The organism is Microbulbifer variabilis (genome assembly GCF_056232115.1).
In genome coordinates, this window is the sequence record NZ_CP174325.1 from 593,164 (window position 1) to 616,488 (window position 23,325).

Genomic DNA, 23,325 nt, shown 5'->3' on the forward strand with positions numbered 1-23,325 from the left:
CAGCCCATCAGGGAAGACGCCCCAACAAGAGGAGTCGAACACGTGGTTATCGACAACAGCGAAACCAATCCGTGTGAATTCGGCCTGTCGGACAGGACTTTGCCGAAATTTATTGCCGTGGAAGGCAATATCGGTGTAGGTAAAACCACATTGGCCAAGAAGCTTGCCACTACCTTCAACTATGACACCCTACTGGAGCTGCCAGAGGAAAACCCCTTCCTCGAACGCTTCTACCGCGACCCCAATAACGCCGCGCTACCGACTCAACTGCATTTCCTTCTGCAGCGGTCCCAACAGATTCAGGCCCTGCGTCAAGACGACCTGTTCGAGCCGGTACGGGTGGCAGATTTTCTGATCGAAAAGGACCAGCTGTTCGCCCAGGTAACCCTGGATAAGGACGAGTTGGCGCTCTACCAGCAAGTTTTCCAACACTTAACCTTAGAGGCTCCCAAGCCAGACCTGGTAATTTACCTGCAGGCACCGCTGGAAGTACTACAGGCACGCATTCGCAACCGCGGTATTCCCGCAGAGCGCGCCATTAGCGATGAGTATCTGGCAACGCTCAACGACGCCTACACCCAGTTTTTCCACTTCTACGAAAGCTCACCATTGCTGATCGTCAACAGTGAGGAAATCGATATTGTCGATAGCCCTAAGGATTACCGTCAGCTGGTCGAGTACATGCTTACAGTGACCAAAGGCCGACACTACTACAACCCGGGAAGTTAATCGTTATGTATGCACCTTCTGAATTAGAGAAGCTCGTCACCGTTCAGACCCTGCGCAAAATGAAGGCAAATGGTGAAAAGTTTATTACCGTGGCCCTTTACGACGCGCCTATGGCAGCCATGGCACAAAAAACCGGAGTAGAAACATTGTTGGTGGGCGATTCCCTGGGTATGACAGTACTCGGGTATGACAGCACGGTACCGGTAACCATGGAGCAAATGATTTACCATGTGGAAGCAGTAGCGCGCGGCAACAAGAAATCCCTGATCATGGGCGATATGCCGTTTATGACCTATGCCACTCCGGAACAGGCTTTGACCAATGCCACCCGCATCATGCAGGCAGGCGCCCATATGGTGAAAATTGAAGGCGGCGCCTGGTTGGTCGATACCGTTAAGATGCTCACTGACCGGGGCATCCCCGTCTGCTCCCACTTGGGACTCACTCCTCAATCGGTTCACAAACTCGGAGGCTACCGTGTTCAGGGCCGCGATGAAAAGCATGCAGAACAGATGCTTGAGGATGCCATCCTGCTAGACCAGGCGGGCGCTGACCTGTTGGTACTCGAGTGTGTCCCAACCGCCCTGGCAAAACGCATCACCGAAACAGTTTCAATGCCTACCATAGGCATCGGCGCCGGTCGTGACACGGATGCCCAGGTATTGGTTATCAACGATATTCTCGGTCTCACCGAACAACCGCCAAAATTTTCCAAGAACTTCCTGGTAGAGGCAGAGGACATCCCCGGGGCCCTGCGCAAGTACGCTGAAGACGTCAAGCTCGGCATCTTCCCTGGCGACTCCCACACTTTCAGTTAATATCATTTGCCCGGACATTAAACAGCCTCGGCACTCTCGCAGGCAGCTCCATCGGAGGCTGCCTGCCCAGCGGTAACACTATGAACTTCGATCAACTACTCCTTGAGTGGAATCCAGGCCAGGACAACATCGCTGTCCCCGAAGGCTGGAGCCAGGGGCGTGCCACCTTTGGCGGCCTGGTAGCAACAATGCTCCAGGAAAAAATGACAGCGGAAGTAGCTGAGGACAGCAGCCTGCGCTCTGCAACCTTCTCATTTGTCGCCCCAGTAGGCGCAGAAGCGGTACAACGCTCCGCAGAAGTTTTACGTGCCGGGCGCTCCGTCACTCAAGTGCAGGGTCATCTGTGCCAAGGCGGCACTGTCGTACTTGCGGGGCTGGCCAGCTATGGTCGAGGCAGGGATTCCTCAGTGAAGGTGGGCGTGGCAACAGCACCAGAATTTAGCAAGCCTGAACAATGCATGGCGCTCCCCTACATTGAAGGTGTAGTGCCGGAGTTTACGCAGAAATTTGATTACCGTATTGCCCTGGGTCAATTGCCTTTTAGTGGAACTCAAGAGAGGCAGTTGGGCGGTTGGGTACGCTTTAAGGATGGCAGTGAGAATACAGTATCCATTAGCCATCTCCTCGCCCTGATTGATGCCTGGCCCCCTGCCACTTTGCCAATGCTTAAAACACCAGCTCCAGCCAGCTCATTAACATGGACAGTGGAGTTTATGGAGCCCCTCCCCAATCACAAGGCATCTGACTGGTGGCAGTATCTTGCCGAAGTTGAACAGGCAGGGGATGGCTACGCTGTGATCCAAGCCCGCCTATGGGATGTCAGCGGCAAACTTGTCGCCCTGTCCCGGCAAATGGTCACAATTTTTGGCTAAAAAAACGAATTAGCCATGCCTATGGAAGAAGTGCCTTAGATCTTTCAATCCTTACCTGCCCCACGAGTTTGGCGCAATTCCATCTTTTCTTTTATTGATTTCATTATTTTTTTCCCAAAAAGTACATTTTGGCGCCGCCATTACATAAAAATAAAATAAAGAAAATATTTTTTACTCCAATTTGTAATCTACGCTTTCCATCATCCCCACCCGCGGAGGGACAAAGCCTCAACTCAAGAGCTTTACAAATCCCTCCACAATTAACTCGCGGTAACAAATGTGGAGAAATCAATAATGATAAAAAAAATATTTATTTGTCTCGCCTTGCTCACCAGTTTTCCAGCCAGCGCAGCAGATTTTGAAGACGTTTGGGATGCTATTACCTCGTGCAACTGGTTCGAATTTATTGGCGATGTCGATGACACCGGCTCGAAAGACCTGGACGGCTACGAGTATGGTGACACCAGCTTTAAAGATGCCAACTCAGGCACCTTTAACATGATTGTGTACAATATGGACGGTTTTTTACAATGTATAGGTGGTAATAGTAAGTCAGATTTCAAACAAATTATTCGCACGTTCAATGACAATCCCAAAGATCTGTGGTTAATGCAGGAGGTTTGGAACAAAACCAAAGCCAACTATCTAGATGACGACGATAAGCTAAGCAACGACACCGTTCCCTATCGTTCAAAACACTGGAAAGGTAGTGGCACCTCTTTTGGCAACGGTCTACTGACTTTTTCTAAGTTCCCCTTTGATCGGGACAATCGTGATGATAACGATTATTCCTTCGCGACCTATGAGGAGGAAACCTTCAATAAGTGCTCAGGCAACGATTGTGATACCGAAAAAGGCTTCACCGTAGCCAAGGTCGAAGTGACTGAAAATTATCATGTGCATATTTACAACACCCATATGGATGCAGGCCATCAGGATGAAGACCTCAGCGCCAAGGCAAAGCAACTCGATCAAATCGCCGATATGATCGTTGCACACTCGAGTAATGCCACCGTTATTTTGGCCGGCGATTTCAATATGGCATTTGATGAAAATGATAATGACTGGCGCGGTGTCAATTATCAGACATGGAAGGCCTTCTTTGAGAAGACCGGAGGCAAGCACGCCTGCCAATACATGCTCTCCGGCAGCGATACCAGCCTGGAGGCCTGTGCCGATGAGCTTCAAAACGACACTGACCATGTAGTGGTTATCAACAATAATCCCAACTACACACTGGAAGTCACCAACTATTTTATCGGGTCCCCAGCTTATTCTGGATTAAGTGATCACGATCCAGTTTTTGTAGATTTTTCCTGGGCAAAAAACTAGCCAGATAAAGAGCTTCCTTCACAGGGGATTGGAGGGAGCCTCAGAGCCACTTTTTCCAGTAAAAAAAAGCGACTTGTCCGGCAAGTGCTATTGCCAGCAGAATACAAAATGCCAGGAAGCCCTCTCGAGCTTGCGCCCATGGAATCCCACCGACATTAATTCCAAACAACCCGGTTAAAAAGCTTAAAGGCAGGAAAATTGCTGCAACCATCGACAAAACATACATACGACTGTTGAGTTGGTCGGAATTACGACTCAGCAGCTCCTCCTGGGCAATCGCCGCCCGCTCACGCACTGTATCTATATCATCGATGTGCCGCTGCAAGCGTTCGTTGATATCCGCCAGTAAGACATGGCTCCCTTCATCAAACCAGGGTACCGACTCCTGCTGCATACGAGTTAAAACCTCCCTCTGCAGACAGAGGTATCGTCGCAGGGCAATTGTCCGCTTGCGAAACTGGACTAAATTCGCACCCAGGCCCTTCACCGACCACTCGAGTAACTGATCCTCAAGCGCGTCAACCTTTTCTTCAAAGTCATCAACCCGGTCTCCCATGCGCAGCACAAGCAGATCAGCCAGGGACACTACCAGTGCTGCAGTACCACGCGGTCCACAACCACTGCGCAGACGGGAAATCAAATCCTCCTCTGCCAACAGGCGTCTTTTACCGGTGCTGATAATACGGTTCTCTTCCACCCAAATTCGAATAGAGACCCGGTTTTCCCTCCGGGACTTGTGCTTTGGGTCCACTCCACACATTGCAAGGAAAAGTCCATCATCGACAGCCAGGGTGCGCGGTCGAATCTCTTTAGCCAACAACGCCTCTACAACCACAGGCTGCAGCCCACTATTATCGCGTATCCAAGCTGAAACCTCTTCATCAGCGCTATCGAAGTGAAGCCACAGCAAGCCCTGGCGGGGATGCCAGGACTCCACTTCAGGCCAGGTCATTTCCCGACCTGAGCCATTCCTATCAAGCAGGGTTGCGTGAATATGCCCAGATTCCATGGACTTAAAATTCCATTCGCTAAACATTCGGTGGAGAAGTCACCCTCCACCGAGGGTTTTAAATAGCGTCAAGTTAGCCCCGTTTCACTGCAGCGATACAAAAGAGGTGGGGCTCGATAATTACTCATTCTGGCTCAGGTGCGCCAGCTCTGCTGCATGCTGTTCCCAGTTCTGCCCATCGAAAGGCTGCACTTTAAGTCCCCGCGGCCGCTCATCCAGACATCGAGCATTGAGACTGTAGCCATCAGGGTTTGAGCGTGGGATATAAAAAGACTTCACCCCACAGCGGCTACAAAAATAGTGCTTGGCAACACCTGTATTGAAGGTGTAGCAGCTGAGCACATCCTCTCCGCTCACCAGCTCAAAATTCTGCGCAGGCACTATCAAGTGCAAATAGCCTAGCTTTTCACACATAGAGCAATTACAAGCGTGAGCTACCAAGGGGTCATCATTGTTACGCTTATGCAGAGCAGTAAAACGCACGGCTCCACAGTGGCAGCCCCCTTGCAGTTTGGTAGTTATTTCATTCATCAGCAGATTTATCTCGGATAAACAACGGCCGCGCGCATAGCAGGGAAAAAACAGAAACGGCTAAAAGGAGGTGGAACCAATTCGTGCGCGCCAGGCCCAGCAGCTTCGAAGAACCAGTACCGATCAAAAGCCCGCTTATTACCGCCAGCAAGGCACCACCACCCAGTAATAGAGCATGGTTTCGTGGAAGTCTGCCAGATCCAACTAGTTCCAATAGGGCCACCAATAACCAGAGCAGCAAACCCAGGGCTGAGTAGAGATCCACTACCGTCGAAGGCATCAAGATCCCACTCTCGCTGAAGCCAATTGCGCTGGCGAGGACCAGCACCATTACCACATAGGCTGGAGCCCGGTTATCCGAACCCCATGTTAGCTCTAGCCGAGCCCAAAGGAGGCCGATGCCAATTAGTAGAAAAGAAGTAAAGCCGGAAAGTCGTGAGAGTGCCCGATGTAGCTCGGTTATACCGGGGTCTATTCCGTAGCGGTAAGCACCGACCAAAGCTGCGAGGGCCATGCACAACAATGCAGCGACAATAATCAAAGCTGCAGATTGGAAACGCTCTCGTGTGAGGTACCAGTATTGATTGGCCATCAACAGGCAGGTGAGCCCCAGTATTAGGTCGAGAAGCCAGAAATTAAGCAAGGTTTTCCCCTTTTTTCTTTGGATTCTAACCTAAAAATATCTTTACTAAATGCCATAAAGGCTCTGCCCCCCTTAAAAAATCCATAAAAAAACCCGGCTCAAGGCCGGGTTTTTTCAGGTCTTTTAAGGCTTACGCCTCTTCGGAACCCTGCTTCTCCTCTGCAGAAGCAGCCTGATCGGCTTTGGCTTCTTTGATAGAGAGCTTGATACGTCCACGCTGGTCCACGTCCAGTACCTTTACGAATACCTTCTGGCCTTCACTCAGGTAATCAGTTACAGCGTTAACACGCTCCTCAGCAATCTGGGAGATGTGTACCAGGCCGTCTTTACCCGGCAGGAAGTTAACGAATGCACCGAAGTCCACGATACGCACCACAGTGCCCTCGTAGATAGCGCCGATCTCAGCTTCCGCAGTGATTTCCTCGATGCGGGTTACCGCCGCTTCCAGGCTCTCACCGTCTTCACCGAAGACCTTGATAGTGCCGTCATCTTCGATATCGATGGAGGCGCCGGTCTCTTCAGTGATGGAGCGGATAGTCGCACCGCCCTTACCAATCACGTCGCGGATCTTGTCCGGATGAATCTTCAGGGTCGCGTAGCGCGGTGCGTTCTCATTCACGGTGGTACGGGAAGAGTCGATCACCTTGTTCATTTCCGCGAGGATGTGCAGACGCGCTTGCAGGGCCTGCTCCAGAGCGGTTTCCATAATCTCTTCGGTAATACCTTCGATCTTAATGTCCATCTGCAGCGCGGTCACACCAGAGGCGGTACCCGCTACTTTGAAGTCCATATCGCCGAGGTGGTCTTCGTCACCGAGGATATCGGTCAGAACCGCATAGCCTTCGTCTTCCTTCACTAGGCCCATAGCGATACCGGCTACCGGTGCCTTCAGCGGAACACCCGCATCCATCAGCGCCAGGCTGGAACCACAAACGGAAGCCATGGAACTGGAACCGTTGGATTCAGTGATTTCGGAAACCACACGCACGGTGTAGGGGAAGCTGTCCGGGCTCGGCAGAACTGCAGCGATACCGCGACGAGCGAGGCGGCCGTGACCGATTTCGCGACGACCGGTAGCACCGACACGACCCGCTTCACCTACAGAGTAGGGAGGGAAGTTGTAGTGCAGCATAAAGTAGTCTTTGCGCTCACCTTCCAGGGCGTCGATGATCTGTGCATCACCAGTGGAACCGAGGGTAGCCACTACCAGAGCCTGGGTCTCACCACGGGTGAACAGCGCAGAGCCGTGGGACTTGGGCAGAGCGCCAACTTCCACAGCGATCGAACGTACAGTCTTGCTGTCGCGACCGTCGATACGGGGCTCGCCACGCACTACAGCGCCGCGCACCAGCTTCTTCTCCAGCTTGCCGAAGTAGCTTTTTACCAGATCGGCGCTAATTTCTTCGGTAGCCAGGGCTTCAGCGGCTTCGCCGCGCAGTTCCGCCAGGCGGGTGCTGCGCTCTTGCTTGTTGGTGATGCGGTAGGCTTCGGCAACCTTCTCGCCAAACTGAGCGTCCAGGGCAGCTTTCAGCTCGGTGTTTTCCGCCGGAGCCTGCCAGTCCCATTGGGGCTTGCCCGCTTCCGCTTTCAGCTCTTCACAAACCTTGATAATGGCCTGCATTTCCTGGTGTGCGTAGAGTACGGCACCCAGCATGATGTCTTCCGGCAGCTCCTGGGCTTCGGACTCCACCATCAGTACGGCGTCTTTGGTACCGGCAACGACCATGTCCAGCTCGGAGGTCTTCAGAGCTTCGTAGCCCGGGTTCAGCAGGTAGCCGTCTTGCTGGGTGTAACCCACACGCGCAGCACCGATGGGGCCAGCGAAGGGAATACCGGAAACAGACAGCGCTGCGGAAGTGCCGATCATGGCAGCGATATCCGGATCCATGTCCTTCTCCGCGGAGAGAACAGTACACATCACCTGAACTTCATTCATAAAGCCGTTCGGGAACAGCGGGCGGATCGGGCGATCGATCAGACGGGAAGTCAGGGTTTCTTTTTCAGACGGGCGGCCTTCACGCTTGAAGAAACCACCGGGAATTTTGCCAGCCGCGTAGGCTTTTTCTTGATAGTGCACGGACAACGGGAAGAAGCCCTGATCTGGCTTGGCTTCTTTAGCGCCGACAACAGTACACAGGACGACAGTCTCTCCCATGCTAACCAGGGCAGCACCGGTAGCCTGGCGCGCAATACGGCCGGTCTCGATGGTGACTTGGTGTTGTCCGTATTGGAAAGTTTTGCTTACTGGATTCACTAGTTTTTCCTATTTCCTTACGGTTACTGGCCCATTCCAGTAACCCCTACATATTTGCCGGGGCCGGGGCTCCAAACCTCCTGCCCAGGGCGGTACGGGGATGTACCGCCACCGACCAGGGTGGCCGGTGCAAGCGCAGCACTTTCATTTGGGTTTATCCCTTAAGGCCATGCTGCGTGTCTGCCAAAAGTGACAACTAAGCCACTTTTTAGCAAGCATTAAAAAAGAATGCCCGCCAAAGGCGGGCATTCCAGGGTCTTAGCGACGCAGGCCGAGCTTGGCGATCAGCTGTGCGTAACGGTTCAGATCCTTGCGCTTCAGGTAATCCAGCAGCTTGCGACGCTGGTTTACCATGCGGATCAGACCACGGCGAGAGTGGTGATCCTGCTTGTGCGCAGAGAAGTGACCCTGCAGTTTGTTGATATTGGCGGTCAGCAGGGCTACCTGGACTTCCGGGGAACCGGTATCGCCTTCGGATTGGCCGTGCTCTTTCAGGATGGCTGCTTTTTCAACTGCAGTCAGTGCCATAACGAATTACCTCGTCGTAATATGCTTTAAAAGATCCGGCTGGCCCGTGCATATTTACAGACCAGCTAATCGCTATTGTGGGCGCAACCGCCCGGCACTTTCACTCACACCGCTTAATTAGTTATCACCAATATAGCGGCTTGTGCTCAGGTGCCACTTACCAGACGCCGAGGCGCTACGCACCCGTCGTCAGTAATTTCTCCCACACCCAGAAAATCACCATTTTCCAGGAAGAGGCGCACCATATCACCTTCCGCACCGATACGATAGACCTGTAAATCCATTACTGGCTGCCCTTGTCGCACATAGTAACCAGAGTCATCTGGCAGTATGAGTTTGGCCAATGAGGAGGCAGGGGAGTCCACTGGTAACAGATGGTGGTCCAGCTCTTCCGCCCGACCCTCACCACGCTCTTCGGTGAGTTCATCCAGGGTCACTGAATCCGCTTCGTCGTAGGGGCCGGCGGCGCTGCGATGCAACTCTTCCACATAGGCACCGACACCCAGGGCCTGGCCCAGGTCTTCGGCAATACTGCGAATGTAAGTGCCCTTGGAGCAGTGCACCTCAACTTCCGCACGGGGCTGGGCGCCCGCTGTAAAGCTCAGCAGTTCAAATTCAAAAATCTCCACTTCCCGCGCCTCGCGCTCCACTTCCAAACCCTGGCGAGCCAACTTATACAGCGGCTGCCCCTTGTGCTTGAGGGCCGAGTACATGGACGGCACCTGCTTGATGCGACCGCGGAAAGCCTCCATCGCTTTCAGCACGGCTTCTTCGGTCAAACCGGAAGCATCTTTGGTTTCCAGTACATCGCCATCAGCATCGCCACTGGCAGTGGTCATGCCGAAAACAAAAGTACTGCGATAACGCTTGTCCGCATCGAGCAGGTACTGGGAGAACTTGGTCGCCTCGCCGAAACAGATCGGCAATACACCGGTTGCCAGGGGGTCCAGCGCTCCAGTATGACCGGCGCGATTGGCGAAAAAGAGTCGTTTGGCTTTTTGCAGGGCGTCGTTGGCGGTAATCCCGGCGGGCTTGTTCAATAACAGCACGCCGTGAACCGGCCGGCCCCATTTTGGTCTGCGGCCCATGGATCAATCTTCGTTAGAGTCGCTATCGTCGTCTTGGTGCTTGCGATCTTCTTTAACCGCCTTGTCGATCAGGGCAGACAGCGCCTGGCCACGCACCGAGGTTTCGTCGTAGCGGAAGTGCAAACGGGGAATAGTGCGAATCTGGATCGCGCGCGCGAGCTGCGTACGCAGAAAGCCTGCGGCTTTGTTCAGCACTTCCACGGAAGTATTAATTTTGCTGCGGTCGTCCTCACCCACAAAGGTGACAAATACTTTAGCAACGGTCAGATCGCGGCTGACTTCAACATCGTTGACGTTGACCATACCCAGGCGGGGGTCACGTATCTCGTGCTGAATCAACTGGGCCAGCTCGCGGCGCATGGCATCGGCAACGCGATCTGCGCGGTGGAATTCTCTTGCCATTGTTTACCTATTGAGAATGGCGGTTTAAAGACAGGAAAACCCGCACGGCCAAGCCGCGCGGGTTTCTCTTTCATCCGGTCCGGAACGCTTTACAGTTCGCGGGCTACCTTGACGATATCGTAAACTTCGATCTGGTCGCCAGGTTTCACATCGTTGTAGTCCTTCACCCCGATACCACACTCCATACCGTTGCGCACTTCTTGCACATCGTCCTTGAAACGACGCAGGGATTCCAACTCACCCTGATAGATTACAACGTTGTCACGCAGTACGCGGATCGGCTTGTTACGGTAGACGGTACCCTCGGTCACCATACAACCGGCAATCGCACCAAACTTCGGCGAGCGGAATACGTCGCGCACCTCGGCAATACCAACAATCTCTTCGCGAACTTCCGGGTCCAGCATGCCGGACAGGGCCTGCTTCACTTCATCGAGCAGGTTGTAGATTACGCTGTAGTAGCGAACCTCAACCCCTTCGGTTTCGGCAGTCTTGCGTGCGGCTGCATCGGCACGGGTATTGAAGCCCAATACAATAGCGCCGGAGGTCAGGGCCAGGTTGATATCATTTTCGGCAATACCACCTACACCGCTGGATACAACGTTTACGGAAACTTCTTCGTTGCCGATATCCGCCAGGGCACCCAGGATGGCTTCCAGGGAGCCGCGCACGTCAGCCTTGATAACAACCGGCAGAACCTTGCGCTCGCCAGCTTCCATATCTGCAAACATGTTTTCCAGCTTCGCAGCCTGCTGACGTTGCATACGCTCACTGCGCTCTTTTTCAGCGCGCTGCTCGGCAACTTCACGGGCCTTACGCTCATCCGCGACAACCATGAATTCATCACCGGCATTTGGAGTGGAGTCCAGACCCAGTAGCTCTACCGGGGTAGACGGGCCAGCTTCCTTAACCTGCTTGCCGTGTTCGTTAGTCATGGCGCGCACGCGGCCATAGCTCTGGCCGGCCAGAATAATATCGCCGCGCTTCAGCTCACCATTCTGTACTAACAGGGTGGCAACCACACCGCGACCTTTTTCCAGGCGGGATTCAATTACAACACCGGTGGCCGGCACATTTACCTTGGCCTTCAGCTCGAGCATTTCCGCCTGTAGGGAAACTGCCTCCAGCAAGTCATCAATACCCTGGCCAGTATGCGCGGATACGTTGATGAACTGGGTATCGCCGCCCCAGTCTTCCGGGATTACGTCTTTCGCAGCCAGCTCATTTTTCACACGATCGGGGTCGGCGGCTTCTTTATCGCACTTGTTCACGGCGACAACCAGCGGTACACCAGCAGCACGAGCGTGGTTTACAGCCTCTTCAGTCTGCGGCATTACACCATCATCGGCAGCGACCACCAGGATTACCACATCGGTAGCCTGGGCTCCACGAGCACGCATTGCAGTAAAGGCGGCATGTCCCGGGGTATCCAGGAAGGCGACCTCGCCCTGGCTGGTTTTCACTCGATAGGCACCAATATGCTGGGTAATACCGCCAGCCTCACCGGAAGCCACTTTGGTTTTGCGGATATAGTCGAGCAGAGAAGTTTTGCCGTGGTCAACGTGGCCCATAACAGTCACTACCGGCGCGCGGGTAACCTCTGTGCCCTCCTGAGCCTGGGCTTGCGCTACCAAGCTATCTTCCAGCTCAGTCTCGGAGCGGTATACCACCTTGTGCCCCATCTCTTCAGCGATCAACTGAGCAGTTTCACGGTCCAGGCTCTGGTTGATAGTGACCATCTCACCCATTTTCATCAGGCGCTTGATCAATTCACCGGCCTTCACATTCATCTGCTTGGCGAGTTCGCCAACAGTAATCGTTTCGCCCAACTGAACTTCGTACACCTGCTTCTCCGTAGGCCGTTTAAAGCCGTGAGTTGGCTTCATTTTCACGCTCGCACGGGACAGGGAGCGCGTACTGCGCTTACTGGCTTCGTCTTCTTCAAATACTTCCAAGGCCTGCTCGTACAGCGCTGTTTTGCTGGACTTCTTCGGCCCGGACTTGGAGCGACGCCCGCGGCGTTTACGCGGCTCATCCTCGGATCGATCGGCCTCAGCCGGAGCAGCAGCCTCGAGCTTGCGACGTAAAGAAGGCTTAACTTCTTCAGTTTTCTCAGCTGCTTTCGCGGGCTTCACCTTGGCGGCCTGTGCAGCTTTTTCCTTCTTCTCTTGGGCCGCACGTCGGTCGGCCTCTACCTTGGCTTTTTTCTCTTCGAGTTCGCGCTTCTCCTGCTCCGCCTGCTGCTTGCGACGTTCCATCGCGGCAATACGCATAGCCTCGATATCGTCTACATAGCTTGAACGGATTGGAGCTGCGGGCTCCGCTTTCTGCGCGGGCTTGCTCTCAGCTTTCTGGGTCACATCTGCCTCTTTTGCAGCCTTCTCTTCGGCTGCGGCCTTCGCTTCTGCCTCTGCGGCAGCCTTGGCTTCCGCTTCGGCTTTCAAGCGAGCTTCTTCTTCCTCAGCGGCGCGACGAGCGGCCTCTGCTGCTTCTGCTGCGGCCTTGGCTTCCGCCTCGGCAGCTGCTCTGGCTTCCGCCTCGGCTTGCAGTCGAGCCTCTTCGGCCTCTGCAGCTGAAACGCTTTCCACGGTTTCCGCGGTGTTTGCTCCCGCTTCAAGTTCAGCCTGCGGGCGCTTTACATAAGTACGCTTCTTGCGAACTTCCACGTTCACAGTCTTGCGGCCTGTGCCAGAGCCGGTTTTCAGTGTGGTCGTGGTCTTGCGCTTTAAGGTGATCTTGCGCGGGCTCGCGCCCTGCTCCCCGTGACTACTTTTCAGGAAACTGAGCAGGACCTGCTTCTCCTCATCTGACACCACCGCAGTCGCAGAGGTGTGAGGCAAACCCGCTTCTTTCATCTGCTTGAGCAGACGGTCTTCGGTGGCACCAACCGATTTGGCGAGTTCGCTAACTGTTACTTCGGCCATTCTCTCTCCTAAAAGTCACTTGGTCGGAGGGGGTTATTTATACGTATGTCTTGTGTCGTTATGTTTAAGCCTGTTCGCCGCTGTCATCAGCGAACCAGGGCTCACGCGCCTTCATAATCAGCGCTGCGGCACGTTCTTGGTCGAGACCTTCGATATCGAGTAGGTCATCAACCGCCTGCTCTGCCAGATCCTCCATGGTAGCGATACCACGACTGGCAAGCTGGAAGGCCAGGTGACGCTCCATACCTTCCATGTTGAGCAGATCTTCCTGCGGCTCCGAGGCATCCAGCTTCTCTTCAGAGGCCAGTGCCTGTGTCAGCAGGGAGTCTTTGGCCCGGGCACGCAGCTCTTCGGCGATATCTTCGTCGAAGCCCTCGATCGCGAGCATTTCCTCAATGGGGACATAGGCCACCTCCTCGAGAGAGGTGAAGCCTTCGTCAACCAATACAGCAGCCACATCTTCATCGATATCCAGGCGGTCAATAAACACCTGCATAATGGAGCTGGACTCTGCTTCCTGTTTATTTTGCCACTCGTCTGTGCTCATGACATTGATCTGCCACTGGGTAAGCTCAGAAGCGAGACGAACATTCTGTCCACTGCGACCAATAGCCATAGCGAGGTTTTCCTCGGCCACAGCCACATCCATGGACCCGGTATCTTCATCCACAACAATGGATTCAATTTCCGCAGGCGCCATAGCGTTGATTACGAACTGAGCGGGGTTCTCGTCCCACAGTACGATATCGACACGCTCACCAGACAGCTCGTTGGAAACCGCCTGCACACGCGCACCACGCATGCCCACACAAGCTCCAACTGGATCGATACGGCCATCATTGGTGTTCACGGCGATCTTGGCGCGCAGGCCGGGATCGCGGGCGGCACCTTTAATTTCAATAACCTGTTCAGAGATTTCCGGTACCTCGATACGGAACAGCTCAATAATCATTTCCGGGCAGGAACGGCTCAACATCAATTGAGGGCCGCGGGCTTCCGGTTGGATCTCCAGCAGGATTGCGCGCACACGATCACCTAGGCGGAAAATCTCGCGTCCAACCAGCTGATCACGAGGCAGGCGCGCTTCAGCGTTATTACCCAAGTCCACAGCAATAAAATCGCGGGTCACTTTTTTAACTGTACCGCTGACCATTTCGCCAACCCGATCGCGGTATTCGTCTACGACCTTGGCACGCTCGGCTTCACGCACCTTCTGCACGATTACCTGCTTGGCAGTCTGCGCGGCGATGCGGCCGAATTCAACATTCTCTACTTGCTCGCGGTAGATATCACCTGCTTTCAGCTCAGTATCTTTCTCGTGAGCTTCTTCCAGGGTGAACTGGGTGCCCAGTTCCGCCAGAGTTTCATCATCAACCACTTCCCAACTGCGGAAAGTTTCATAGTCGCCACTACGGCGATCAATGATAACCTCAATGGTTGAATCCTCGTCGTAGCGTTTCTTCGTGGCCGTTGCCAATGCCGCTTCGATGGCCTGGAAAATAATCTCCTGGTCAACGCCCTTCTCGTTGGATACCGCCTCGGCTACCAGCAAGATCTCTTTGTTCATGCAACTGTGCCTCAAAATCGCCTGAGCTCAGGCTCCTACAGGTTATTTGGTAAATTGGGGAATAATGCTTGCCTTCTCGATGCTGTCGATTGGCAACAGGTATTCATTTTCGCTGTCCACGCGCAAAACTACTTCATCGCCCTCTACGCCGGCCAGCAGGCCTCGCCATTTACGCTGCCCATCCAGCGGCATGCGCAGGCGAACTTCAATCTGGGCACCGGTAAAGCGCTCGTACTGCTCCAGTTTATAAAGAGGACGATCGAGCCCCGGGGAAGAGACCTCTAGTGTGTACTTACCACTGATTGGGTCTTCCACATCCAGTACTGCACTGGACTGACGACTCACTTTCTCGCAATCCTCAACCGAAATACCGTTTTCAGAATCGATATAGATGCGCAGCAGCGCGTTACGACCGTGAGTTTGATATTCAATACCCCACAGTTCGCATCCCAGCGATGCCACCACCGGCGCCAGAAGCTCTTCCAGCAATTCGCGTTTGCTCGCCATTTACGTCACCACATACAAAAAATGGGCCTGCGGCCCACTTCGAAAAATATCCGCAACTTTTCTTGCAGATACGAAAAAGCCCCTGACGGGGCTTTGACCGCACATTTACGCAGCCAGTATGCGTAAATGCAAAATTTGGTAGCGGGGGCAGGATTTGAACCTACGACCTTCGGGTTATGAGCCCGACGAGCTACCAGGCTGCTCCACCCCGCAACAACGAAAGCGCATCAAAGCCTTTACCTTTAGATAAAGGCGAGATTGGTAGCGGGGGCAGGATTTGAACCTACGACCTTCGGGTTATGAGCCCGACGAGCTACCAGGCTGCTCCACCCCGCAACAACAAATGCGCAATCAAAAGTATTTGCTTAAAAGCAAATTTGGTAGCGGGGGCAGGATTTGAACCTACGACCTTCGGGTTATGAGCCCGACGAGCTACCAGGCTGCTCCACCCCGCAACAACTCCAAGAAACAAAGCCTGGTTGACCTTCGTTTCCCTGCGGCGGGACTAACCCAACCACTCAAGAGGCTGCGCATTCTATGTATACAGCCCTGGTGAGTCAAGCTGTAATTGGCATTTGTTTTCGCCTAACGCGTAAAACCCCCTACCTTTTTCTGGCCCAAGCGCCTCCCGAAGATACTTTTATGCTCCGGGTATGCTCCGGGCTTTACTGGCCGCATAGAGATCACTGTAAAACTCCCCTGCGTAGAATCACCTAAAGGGCCACTTAGGGCCATTCGTTGCATATGACAGACAACCCTAAAGGAGGGCATAGTACGAACGACTATTGCGGCTTTGGGAACAAGTGCGAGTTGAACATCGAGCACTACTTCTTTATCCCTGCAATCTCCACTGTCGTCATTCCCACACCCAAAGCGAAAAGCGACAGCTTCACAACAACTAGGTAAACACTCGGGCCAGCAGGTCGGTATCCAGGTACGCAGTGATCTCTACGATTTTCGCATCGCGCATCACCATCGCCCAACAGTAAACCTGCTTGTATTCTACGCCATTTAATGCATGGCCGGTGCTTTCAAAGCGCAAAAATACCTTCTCTCCCTCTGCTGCAAGGTCGACAAAAGTTGTCTTGAGACCATCCTCCAGGTGATCTAATAGCGGGCCGAAAGCATCATCAATTAAAGCCTGCTTGGAGTGAAAGATCCCCGAAGCGCATGTAGTGCCTATCACTGTCCACAACACGTCCTCAGCGATCAGGTCAAAAAGGGGGCCACTGTCACCCGCCTCCCACGGGCGGAACGCTTCGCGAACCAAGTGCTTGTTGGCTTCAGCGATGTTCATGCGCACAGCCCACTCTTTACCAAACGCTAGCCGGAATATAGCTCACTTCGGAAGCTGCAAATCAGACAAAGCCCGGGAAATGGAAATATCTGCCGTGAGCATACGGCTGGGCCGACCATATAGGAGTAATTGCCACTGACATTATTGTCTGGCGCACCTCCATGCCTTACCCCATGCCAGTCGCTCTGTAATTGGTTGCCTTATCAGGCTTTTTGGCGATGAAAATACCGTTTTTTAACTAGCCGAAAGAGTACTAATCGCAAATGATACTTTTTGCTCCCCACAACCACCTGCAAATACATTCGTCTCAACCAACAGGTTGTCGATATCACTTTCGATTACAGTCAACGCGGTGGTGTTCAGATAACCAAGTGCCTCCCAAAGTACCTCCACCGCAAGCTCTGCAGATTAAACCGCATAGAAATAGGCTACCTGCCTGGCCGAGAATCGGCTTCCATGCCCTATTCCTTTCTCGCTCGCAACCTACTCCCGTAGGCACGTATTTCACTATTTCGCACAGGCCTTCGGTCAGTGACGGGTAAGCTGGTGCACTATGGCTCGCCGCACCGGCGGAAAATGTTCGCTAACACGCAATACCGCCTTGCGCAGTAGTTTGGCCGGCAAGTGATCATTGGTGAACAGATCAACCACCCGATTTGTACCCGAGTAAATAGGCTGAGATTCAAGGCGATGTTGAATCTGGTAACGAGACAGCGCTCGAGCTAACTTCGCAGGCTGATACAAACGAGCCACAGTTTCTAATTGGCGACTCAGCGAGTCCGTGCCAGCAAGTCCCAGGTTAAAACCATGTGCTGTCACCGGATGCATCCCCACAGCTGCATCCCCGACCAAAGCAAAGCGCTCCGCATAGAATTGATGCGCATAAACCCCCACCAGCGGATACTTGTGGCGCTTACCACAAGGCTCCACTGAGCCAAGTATTGCAGTGCTCTCACGCTGCACATGAGCAGCAAACTCAGCATCACTTAGCTGCATAATTTCTTCGGCCCGGCTGGCCGAAATTGTCACAACTGCAGAGGAAGTCTTGGGCTCAGATAATGGCAGAAGCGCTAGCGTGGAACCGTAGCGAAAACATTCCCGTGCAATCCCCTGATGAACGCGCTCCGTCCGTACCCGGCCTACAACTGCCACACGGCCAAAATCCCGCATGTCAGCCCCAATCCCAGCCATGCGCCGTACCTCAGAGAAACGACTATCAGCCGCTATTAATAACGCAACAGCCAGATCGTCAGCCCCCTCAATATTCAAGACTCGGCAGTTATCTTCCAAGTGCATACCGGTAACGGCACTGTTGCAACGCAACTGAATATTCGCTTCCTCGCCAGCAACCTCATACAGCGTGCGGCGTATTGCTGAATTGGGTACAATAAACCCTAAGGGACCTCGCCCACGGCTATCAAAATTCAGGCTGGAAGTCGAGTTGCCATCTACCACCGTTGCTGCTTGTAAGACACCGACTTCATCATCCCGCAGGCGTTGCCAGACCCCGAGGCTCTCTAAAATTCTGACCGACTTATGGGTTAGGGCTATTTCTCGTCCATCATCATCAGGATTCCCCAAGGTCTCCTCGCCCTGGCGCTCCAAAAGCGTTACCCTAATGTCGCGCCGGGCCAACATCACAGCCAGGGCGAGTCCTGCGGGACCAGCCCCTACGATAGCAATATCTGTTTGCAACATTCCAACCCCCTAGAGCAAGCCCTTTTCCACAACAATTTTGATATCCGGCAACACTGAAAAGAAGTACCGATTTTACTTCTGGCGAAATGCCCAGCACCGGCCAAAGTGACGCAGACTGTAAAGTGGAAATACCGTTGAAATACTGATACAGATCAGGATCAAGGGGCTATTTAGGGGGTGATTGAAAAATCATTAGTGGTATCGGGCATCCCGCCCATCTTTATCATAGCTGTTTCTTCAGCTGAGCATTTCAATTATTGAAGGGAACTCTAGAATGGAACTAGAAATTAATATAGTCGACGCCTTCACCGAAACTCAATTTGGCGGCAATGCTGCAGCAGTCATAATTACAAAAAGCTGGCTTAGCGAAATGCAAATGCAAGCTATTGCGGCAGAAAATAACCTTTCTGAAACCGCATTCCTGCTCAAACAATCTGAAAGTGAATACCAGATTCGCTGGTTCTCCCCAATAACCGAAGTGGATTTCTGTGGTCATGCAACCCTGGCCTCCGCCTTTGTGGTCTTCTCAAAACACCCCCAACTGGATACCCTAAATTTTTCTGCGCAAGCAGTAGGGAAAATGCAAATTACCCAAAATAGGGAGGGCGAAATCTTTATGGACTTCCCCAACAGAAATCCGGAACGTGTAGAGCATACCCCAGAAGATTTGATCGATGGATTATCCAGCCCTCCCAAACAAGTTCTGCGTAACCAGCAAGCCTACTTTGCCATCTATGACAGCGAAGATACTATTTATCAACTGGAACAAGATGCAGAAAAATTAAAAAAGCTTGCACCTTATGATGTAGTAGTTACGGCTCGATCGAAGGAATTTGATTTTATTTCAAGATACTTCTGGCCATCCAATGGCGGGGCTGAAGATCCGGTAACTGGCTCTATTCACGCGGGGCTTGCTCCCTACTGGGCCGCTAAGCTGGATAAATCGCGACTCACAGCCTTCCAAGCCTCAAAAAGAGGGGGGGTGCTCAACTGCCAAATCAAGGGGGACAGGGTTATTGTCTCCGGCAAGGCGATTCAGTACCTAAAGGGAGTTATTCAAATTTAATATATTTATTTCACTTCTAATTATTTTGAAAATATAGGTATACCCTCAATAGGACTAAAAGATAATAAACCCAATCTATCTACTTATAGAAATAACGGTTCACAATCAACTGTTAAGGAGCAGCTATGAATAAATCAGGATCCTGCCTCTGCGGAGATATCCATTTCGAAGTCGACGGTGACTTTGAAAATTTTTTTCTTTGCCACTGCAACCACTGTCGTAAGGACACGGGCTCTGCCCACGCAGCCAGCCTGTTTTCAACATCGGCTAAATTAAACTGGATCTCTGGGAAACAACAGGTAAAAGTATTCAAGCTGCCAGCCACACGCCATGTAAAAAGTTTCTGTAATAATTGTGGCTCGGCACTACCTTTTGAAGATAAAGAAGGTGGTTACCTGGCAGTGCCTGCTGGCAGCCTGGACTGTGAGGTTTCCATGGAACCCACCGCACATATTTTTATGGCCAGTAAAGCGGACTGGGACCAGAATCTGGACAAGGCGCTCAAGTTCGACGCCTTCCCCCAAATGGATAATATTGAGAATAATTAGTGACAGCTGTCTGACAGGAGCGGCGCTCGCTAGTCGCTAGCCAGCGTCGCTATACTGAATATCCAGGTGCTTACCCCGGATGCCCATCTACACGAGGCTGAAAAAGAACCGGGGTGTAATACAGTAAGAAGAGAGAATAGCCTACAATCCAAGCAATAATCGCTGCAAGAAAACCGCTGGGAGCTGGGGCCCAGAAGATACGAGCCAACGCGGACAATGCCAGTGCAGCAAATGCCAAGGGCATCAAGCGCGGTGCTTTCAACATACGCCCTGTGTGACCAAGGCTGACTCGACTGGTCATAGCCAGAATCAAACCGCCAATACCACCTACAGCAAATGCATGTAATGCGGGACTCTGCCAACCGGGCGCTAAACCGCTCCAGGAAAGCGCTGCAAGAAAGCACCCCAATACCACCAGCCAGTAACTCAAATGTAGTGACCAAACCATAGGCTCACTCCAAATCTTAGTCGGGTGCCAGCGCAGTACGCGCACCAGTTGTAACACACCAAGCACCAGTGCTAACAAGGCCCAAACCATACGGGGTAGATCAATCACTACACTCAACAGAAGCAGCACAGCAGCTATGTGGGTACCCCACTCGATAACCGGTAGCTTATCGCGCTGACTTAGCTGAAAGCGCCTTGCAGTAAAGAAGGGAATCACCCGGCCACCAATCACCAGAATAATTGCTGTAACCAGTAACAGAGCCACGAGAGCTACCCTGCTCTGCGCGCTGGGCAGCAACCAATGACAGGCTGAAAGCCCGGCAAAAGCCAACATAGCAGGCAATACAAACAGATTGCGCCATTGCCGGGTGCGTAATACCCGTGCACCGAGTAAAAAGGCTGCCAATAGGAAAAATGTCACTTCAGCACAAACCGGCATCCACAGTGGTACTGCCGCTATGAGATAGCCCAAGCGAGCCAATAGCCACAGCCCCGCCAGGCCCATTAACTGCCCCCCTTTAGGTGAGGGAATTCCGGTCCATGTCTGCATGGCTGTGCCGAGGAAGCCAACTATCACCGCCGCAGCAAATCCAAATAACATCTCATGGGAATGCCAGGCTACGCCGGCACGTAAAGCTGGAAGCTGCCAGCCAGAAAGCTGCATTTGCCAGATTAGCAGGGCAATCATGCTCCAGAGTGCCCCACCCCAGAAAAATGGGCGGAACGGCATCCGCCAGAAGGGCGCTATGGATTCCGCGCTAACGCGGTCAACGATGGGTATCACAATCTGTTCTCCTTACCTAAAGGGAGGCTATTTCTCCCGAGACAATTAACCCAGCGATCGCAAGGGCTATCCAACCTAAAGGGCTCTCTCGGAGTGATTCACCTTGCTGTTGGCCAGGAACCAAATTCCTGATTTCGCTTTTTCCCATAAAAGCTATGGGGAATAAGCCACCGCAAGACAAATTAACACCTGAGATTCCATTCCGAGGATTAAATGAGAGGATTATTTTTACCTAATTAACAGGATTAGTTAATAGGAAAATGCCGGGGATTTTCAGCCTATAACCACACAAAAAAATAGGTTTTTCATCAAACCGAATAGTCACAAAAAAAATGAAGTGAGTAAAACCACATAAAATACAGCATTAAATAAAACTTAGCGCCTCAAATAAGTTGAAGTTGCACTTTAACCTATTTGGGGTTCTCCCGAAGCTAAAAAAAAGCAAGCCTCTTTCATTATTAGCGTTCAGCCAGAGAAAAACCTCAGTGAAGAAAGAGTCATCGAAGATATGCGGGACAAAGCCTGGTATCTGTCCAGCCTTGTGCCCACATAGACAGATCAGCCTGAGGCGACAGGCCCTCTTTTTGCAGGCTTGCCTTTTACGAACAAAATGCAGACAAGAAGTGCAGCCAAGGCAAGGTATGCATTGACACTGAAAGCCCGGTCAATACCTTCTGCAAGACTTGGAGCCAGGGCCACAATTGTTGTGTTCATTGCCAACCCGATAGCACCACCAATAATTTGGAACATAAATATGAGCGCTGCAGCAAGGCTGGAACGGCTAGACCCTACAGCGGTGACTGCCGCCGTGGTAATTGTGGGGAAAAATAAGCCTAACCCCATTCCGAGGAAAATCATACCGGGCACCAGATGCAAATATCGACTTTGCTCGAGTAAGCCGGACAATAGAAACATTCCCAAGCCCAGAAAAATAGCGGCTGCAGACAGAATTACTTTGGCTCCCATAATCTCAAATAATCTGCCAGCGATATAGGAAACAATTCCGTAAGTCACCATCACCGGTAACAGGCCAACCCCGGACCAGACTGCGGAGAAACCAAGCTCTTTAATTAAAAACTGGGGAATATACAACAACATAGAAACAAAAATTACGGAAAGCAGTAGAGTAGTCATTCCCACTGTAAAAAATCGCCAGTTAGTCGCTACATCCGCTGGTATTAGCGGATCGCTCCTGGTGTTTGATTCAATCCAGGCAAAAGTTGTAAAGAGCAAAACTGAGACCACAAATAGGCCAATTATCAACGGGTTTCTAATACCAGCATCAGTAACAAAATCTAGTGCCAATAACAAAGTCAATAAACATAGCGATAGGGAAACTATACCCCCATAATCCACCCTGCCTTCAATACCCTCTGGCCGATCATCTTCTATTACCCGCCAACTGACAAGCATTGCAATCAGTGCAATCGGGAAGTTGATAAAGAAGATCCAACGCCAACTGAGAAAGTCAGTAAAGAACCCGCCAAGTAGAGGCCCAACTGAATTAGCAAACCCACATACGGTCATAATCAGGCCACCTGCCTGCCCCGCCCGATCCTCCGGCATCAATTGATAAGTCATACCCAGGATTGCCGGCCACATCAAAGCACCTCCCACCCCCATTAAGGCTCGACTTCCCAGCAACATCCAGTCATCGACTGCCAGCCCACCCAAAACAGAGAAAAATATAAAAATGCTGGTACCGATAAAGAAGAGCCTGCGACGGCCAAACATATCCGCTAATCGTCCACCAGTGACAATTAGCACTCCAAAAACTAATGCATAGCCGTTTATCACCCACTGGACAGTAGAAATATCGGAATTGAAATGCTTCTCTATAGCGGGAATTGCCACAGAGAAGGCAGTAAAGTCATTGGCGATCAGGAAAATAGCAAAAGTTAGCGCCGTAAGGCCAATAATTTGTTGTCGGGATAACGGTGTTTTAGGGACAGACATCAGTTATTCATCTTACAGCGCACTTTTTGCATTGGATATTAACCCTTTTAGTCTGGACCAAAAAGAAAAGCACTGCTTAACATCACCTAAGCTTCTTCCCCCCTCTGTTTCAGCAAGTGTTTCTGTCATCTAATAGGTCAACTAAAATCCTACTATTAACAATGCACCCTAAAAATTAAACATATTAAAAACAATCTTTTTTCACCTACGATTATTGGAAGGGAACGCCAGTTCTCTTTAGTTAAGGAAGTAGTGGGCATGCTTAAACGTAAATTTGTATAAGAGGTATTTAATTCTTTACGTACTGATCCAAAATCATTCTTGG

21 protein-coding genes and 3 tRNA genes are annotated in these 23,325 nt (G+C 52.0%); 6 read left to right on the forward strand and 18 right to left on the reverse strand.

The features are described 5' to 3' along the window. The first annotated feature begins 42 nt into the window (after nucleotides 1–42). From ACJJI7_RS02575 to ACJJI7_RS02590, 4 genes are all read left to right on the forward strand, one after another. Nucleotides 43–729, forward strand: a complete 687-nt coding sequence (locus tag ACJJI7_RS02575) for a deoxynucleoside kinase (protein WP_444901016.1) — start codon at nucleotides 43–45, stop codon at nucleotides 727–729. Between the two features lie 5 nt (nucleotides 730–734). After that, a complete protein-coding gene (gene panB / locus ACJJI7_RS02580; RefSeq protein ID WP_020412412.1) occupies nucleotides 735–1,547 on the forward strand; it encodes a 3-methyl-2-oxobutanoate hydroxymethyltransferase in 813 nt (270 codons plus the stop codon). A gap of 80 nt (nucleotides 1,548–1,627) precedes the next feature. Continuing rightward, on the forward strand, nucleotides 1,628–2,419 hold the full coding sequence (locus ACJJI7_RS02585) for an acyl-CoA thioesterase (protein ID WP_282952527.1): 792 nt from the start codon (nucleotides 1,628–1,630) through the stop codon (nucleotides 2,417–2,419). 294 nt (nucleotides 2,420–2,713) lie between these two features. Further along, nucleotides 2,714–3,751 carry an endonuclease/exonuclease/phosphatase family protein gene (locus ACJJI7_RS02590; protein WP_444901015.1) on the forward strand — a complete coding sequence of 346 codons (1,038 nt, stop codon included), beginning with the start codon at nucleotides 2,714–2,716 and terminating at the stop codon, nucleotides 3,749–3,751. A 40-nt stretch (nucleotides 3,752–3,791) separates the two neighbouring features. Here ACJJI7_RS02590 and ACJJI7_RS02595 read toward each other — a convergent pair whose 3' ends face one another. The 16 genes from ACJJI7_RS02595 to ubiM form a co-directional block, all read right to left on the reverse strand. Then, nucleotides 3,792–4,760 (reverse strand): zinc transporter ZntB, encoded by a 969-nt coding sequence (locus tag ACJJI7_RS02595; protein WP_026304979.1) that lies wholly within the window; start codon nucleotides 4,758–4,760, stop codon nucleotides 3,792–3,794. Between the two features lie 120 nt (nucleotides 4,761–4,880). Then, complete coding sequence (locus ACJJI7_RS02600) at nucleotides 4,881–5,291, reverse strand: GFA family protein (protein ID WP_353375955.1); 411 nt, start codon at nucleotides 5,289–5,291, stop codon at nucleotides 4,881–4,883. Continuing rightward, a complete protein-coding gene (locus ACJJI7_RS02605) occupies nucleotides 5,284–5,934 on the reverse strand; it encodes a hypothetical protein (RefSeq protein ID WP_353375954.1) in 651 nt (216 codons plus the stop codon). The genes ACJJI7_RS02600 and ACJJI7_RS02605 overlap by 8 nt, the downstream gene beginning before the upstream one ends. A gap of 130 nt (nucleotides 5,935–6,064) precedes the next feature. Next, a complete protein-coding gene (gene pnp / locus ACJJI7_RS02610; RefSeq protein ID WP_020412407.1) occupies nucleotides 6,065–8,188 on the reverse strand; it encodes a polyribonucleotide nucleotidyltransferase in 2,124 nt (707 codons plus the stop codon). Between the two features lie 258 nt (nucleotides 8,189–8,446). After that, the gene (rpsO, locus tag ACJJI7_RS02615; protein ID WP_020412406.1) at nucleotides 8,447–8,716 is read right to left on the reverse strand and encodes a 30S ribosomal protein S15; all 270 of its coding nucleotides are present in this window, start codon (nucleotides 8,714–8,716) and stop codon (nucleotides 8,447–8,449) included. Between the two features lie 146 nt (nucleotides 8,717–8,862). Then, on the reverse strand, nucleotides 8,863–9,804 hold the full coding sequence (gene truB, locus ACJJI7_RS02620; RefSeq protein WP_020412405.1) for a tRNA pseudouridine(55) synthase TruB: 942 nt from the start codon (nucleotides 9,802–9,804) through the stop codon (nucleotides 8,863–8,865). Nucleotides 9,805–9,807: 3 nt separating this feature from the next. Beyond that, nucleotides 9,808–10,206, reverse strand: coding sequence for a 30S ribosome-binding factor RbfA (rbfA, locus tag ACJJI7_RS02625; protein ID WP_020412404.1), 399 nt, complete (start codon nucleotides 10,204–10,206; stop codon nucleotides 9,808–9,810). Between the two features lie 89 nt (nucleotides 10,207–10,295). Then, nucleotides 10,296–13,130: a translation initiation factor IF-2 gene (gene infB, locus ACJJI7_RS02630; RefSeq protein ID WP_282952522.1), complete on the reverse strand. Its 2,835-nt coding sequence runs from the start codon at nucleotides 13,128–13,130 to the stop codon at nucleotides 10,296–10,298. 64 nt (nucleotides 13,131–13,194) lie between these two features. Further along, nucleotides 13,195–14,697: a transcription termination factor NusA gene (gene nusA / locus ACJJI7_RS02635; RefSeq protein ID WP_020412402.1), complete on the reverse strand. Its 1,503-nt coding sequence runs from the start codon at nucleotides 14,695–14,697 to the stop codon at nucleotides 13,195–13,197. Nucleotides 14,698–14,739: 42 nt separating this feature from the next. Beyond that, nucleotides 14,740–15,204 (reverse strand): ribosome maturation factor RimP, encoded by a 465-nt coding sequence (rimP, locus tag ACJJI7_RS02640; protein WP_020412401.1) that lies wholly within the window; start codon nucleotides 15,202–15,204, stop codon nucleotides 14,740–14,742. A gap of 136 nt (nucleotides 15,205–15,340) precedes the next feature. Next, nucleotides 15,341–15,417: transfer RNA gene (locus ACJJI7_RS02645), tRNA-Met, on the reverse strand. A 46-nt stretch (nucleotides 15,418–15,463) separates the two neighbouring features. Further along, nucleotides 15,464–15,540, reverse strand: a tRNA-Met gene (locus tag ACJJI7_RS02650). 42 nt (nucleotides 15,541–15,582) lie between these two features. Further along, a tRNA-Met gene (locus ACJJI7_RS02655) sits at nucleotides 15,583–15,659 on the reverse strand. Between the two features lie 443 nt (nucleotides 15,660–16,102). Next, the gene (locus ACJJI7_RS02660) at nucleotides 16,103–16,501 is read right to left on the reverse strand and encodes a nuclear transport factor 2 family protein (RefSeq protein WP_282953548.1); all 399 of its coding nucleotides are present in this window, start codon (nucleotides 16,499–16,501) and stop codon (nucleotides 16,103–16,105) included. Between the two features lie 234 nt (nucleotides 16,502–16,735). Beyond that, on the reverse strand, nucleotides 16,736–16,894 hold the full coding sequence (locus ACJJI7_RS02665) for a hypothetical protein (protein ID WP_282952521.1): 159 nt from the start codon (nucleotides 16,892–16,894) through the stop codon (nucleotides 16,736–16,738). A gap of 135 nt (nucleotides 16,895–17,029) precedes the next feature. Next, nucleotides 17,030–18,199 carry a 5-demethoxyubiquinol-8 5-hydroxylase UbiM gene (gene ubiM, locus ACJJI7_RS02670; RefSeq protein WP_020412397.1) on the reverse strand — a complete coding sequence of 390 codons (1,170 nt, stop codon included), beginning with the start codon at nucleotides 18,197–18,199 and terminating at the stop codon, nucleotides 17,030–17,032. Nucleotides 18,200–18,473: 274 nt separating this feature from the next. On the opposite strand from ubiM, the gene ACJJI7_RS02675 reads away from it, so the two are divergent. Both ACJJI7_RS02675 and ACJJI7_RS02680 read left to right on the forward strand, forming a co-directional pair. Continuing rightward, nucleotides 18,474–19,265 carry a PhzF family protein gene (locus tag ACJJI7_RS02675; RefSeq protein ID WP_444901014.1) on the forward strand — a complete coding sequence of 264 codons (792 nt, stop codon included), beginning with the start codon at nucleotides 18,474–18,476 and terminating at the stop codon, nucleotides 19,263–19,265. A 125-nt stretch (nucleotides 19,266–19,390) separates the two neighbouring features. Continuing rightward, nucleotides 19,391–19,813: a GFA family protein gene (locus ACJJI7_RS02680; RefSeq protein WP_020412395.1), complete on the forward strand. Its 423-nt coding sequence runs from the start codon at nucleotides 19,391–19,393 to the stop codon at nucleotides 19,811–19,813. A 70-nt stretch (nucleotides 19,814–19,883) separates the two neighbouring features. Here the strand turns inward: ACJJI7_RS02680 and ACJJI7_RS02685 are convergent, their stop codons facing one another. Both ACJJI7_RS02685 and ACJJI7_RS02690 read right to left on the reverse strand, forming a co-directional pair. Then, the gene (locus ACJJI7_RS02685) at nucleotides 19,884–21,044 is read right to left on the reverse strand and encodes an NnrS family protein (RefSeq protein ID WP_282952518.1); all 1,161 of its coding nucleotides are present in this window, start codon (nucleotides 21,042–21,044) and stop codon (nucleotides 19,884–19,886) included. Nucleotides 21,045–21,602: 558 nt separating this feature from the next. Next, on the reverse strand, nucleotides 21,603–23,000 hold the full coding sequence (locus ACJJI7_RS02690; protein WP_353375950.1) for an MFS transporter: 1,398 nt from the start codon (nucleotides 22,998–23,000) through the stop codon (nucleotides 21,603–21,605). Nucleotides 23,001–23,325 lie beyond the last annotated feature (325 nt).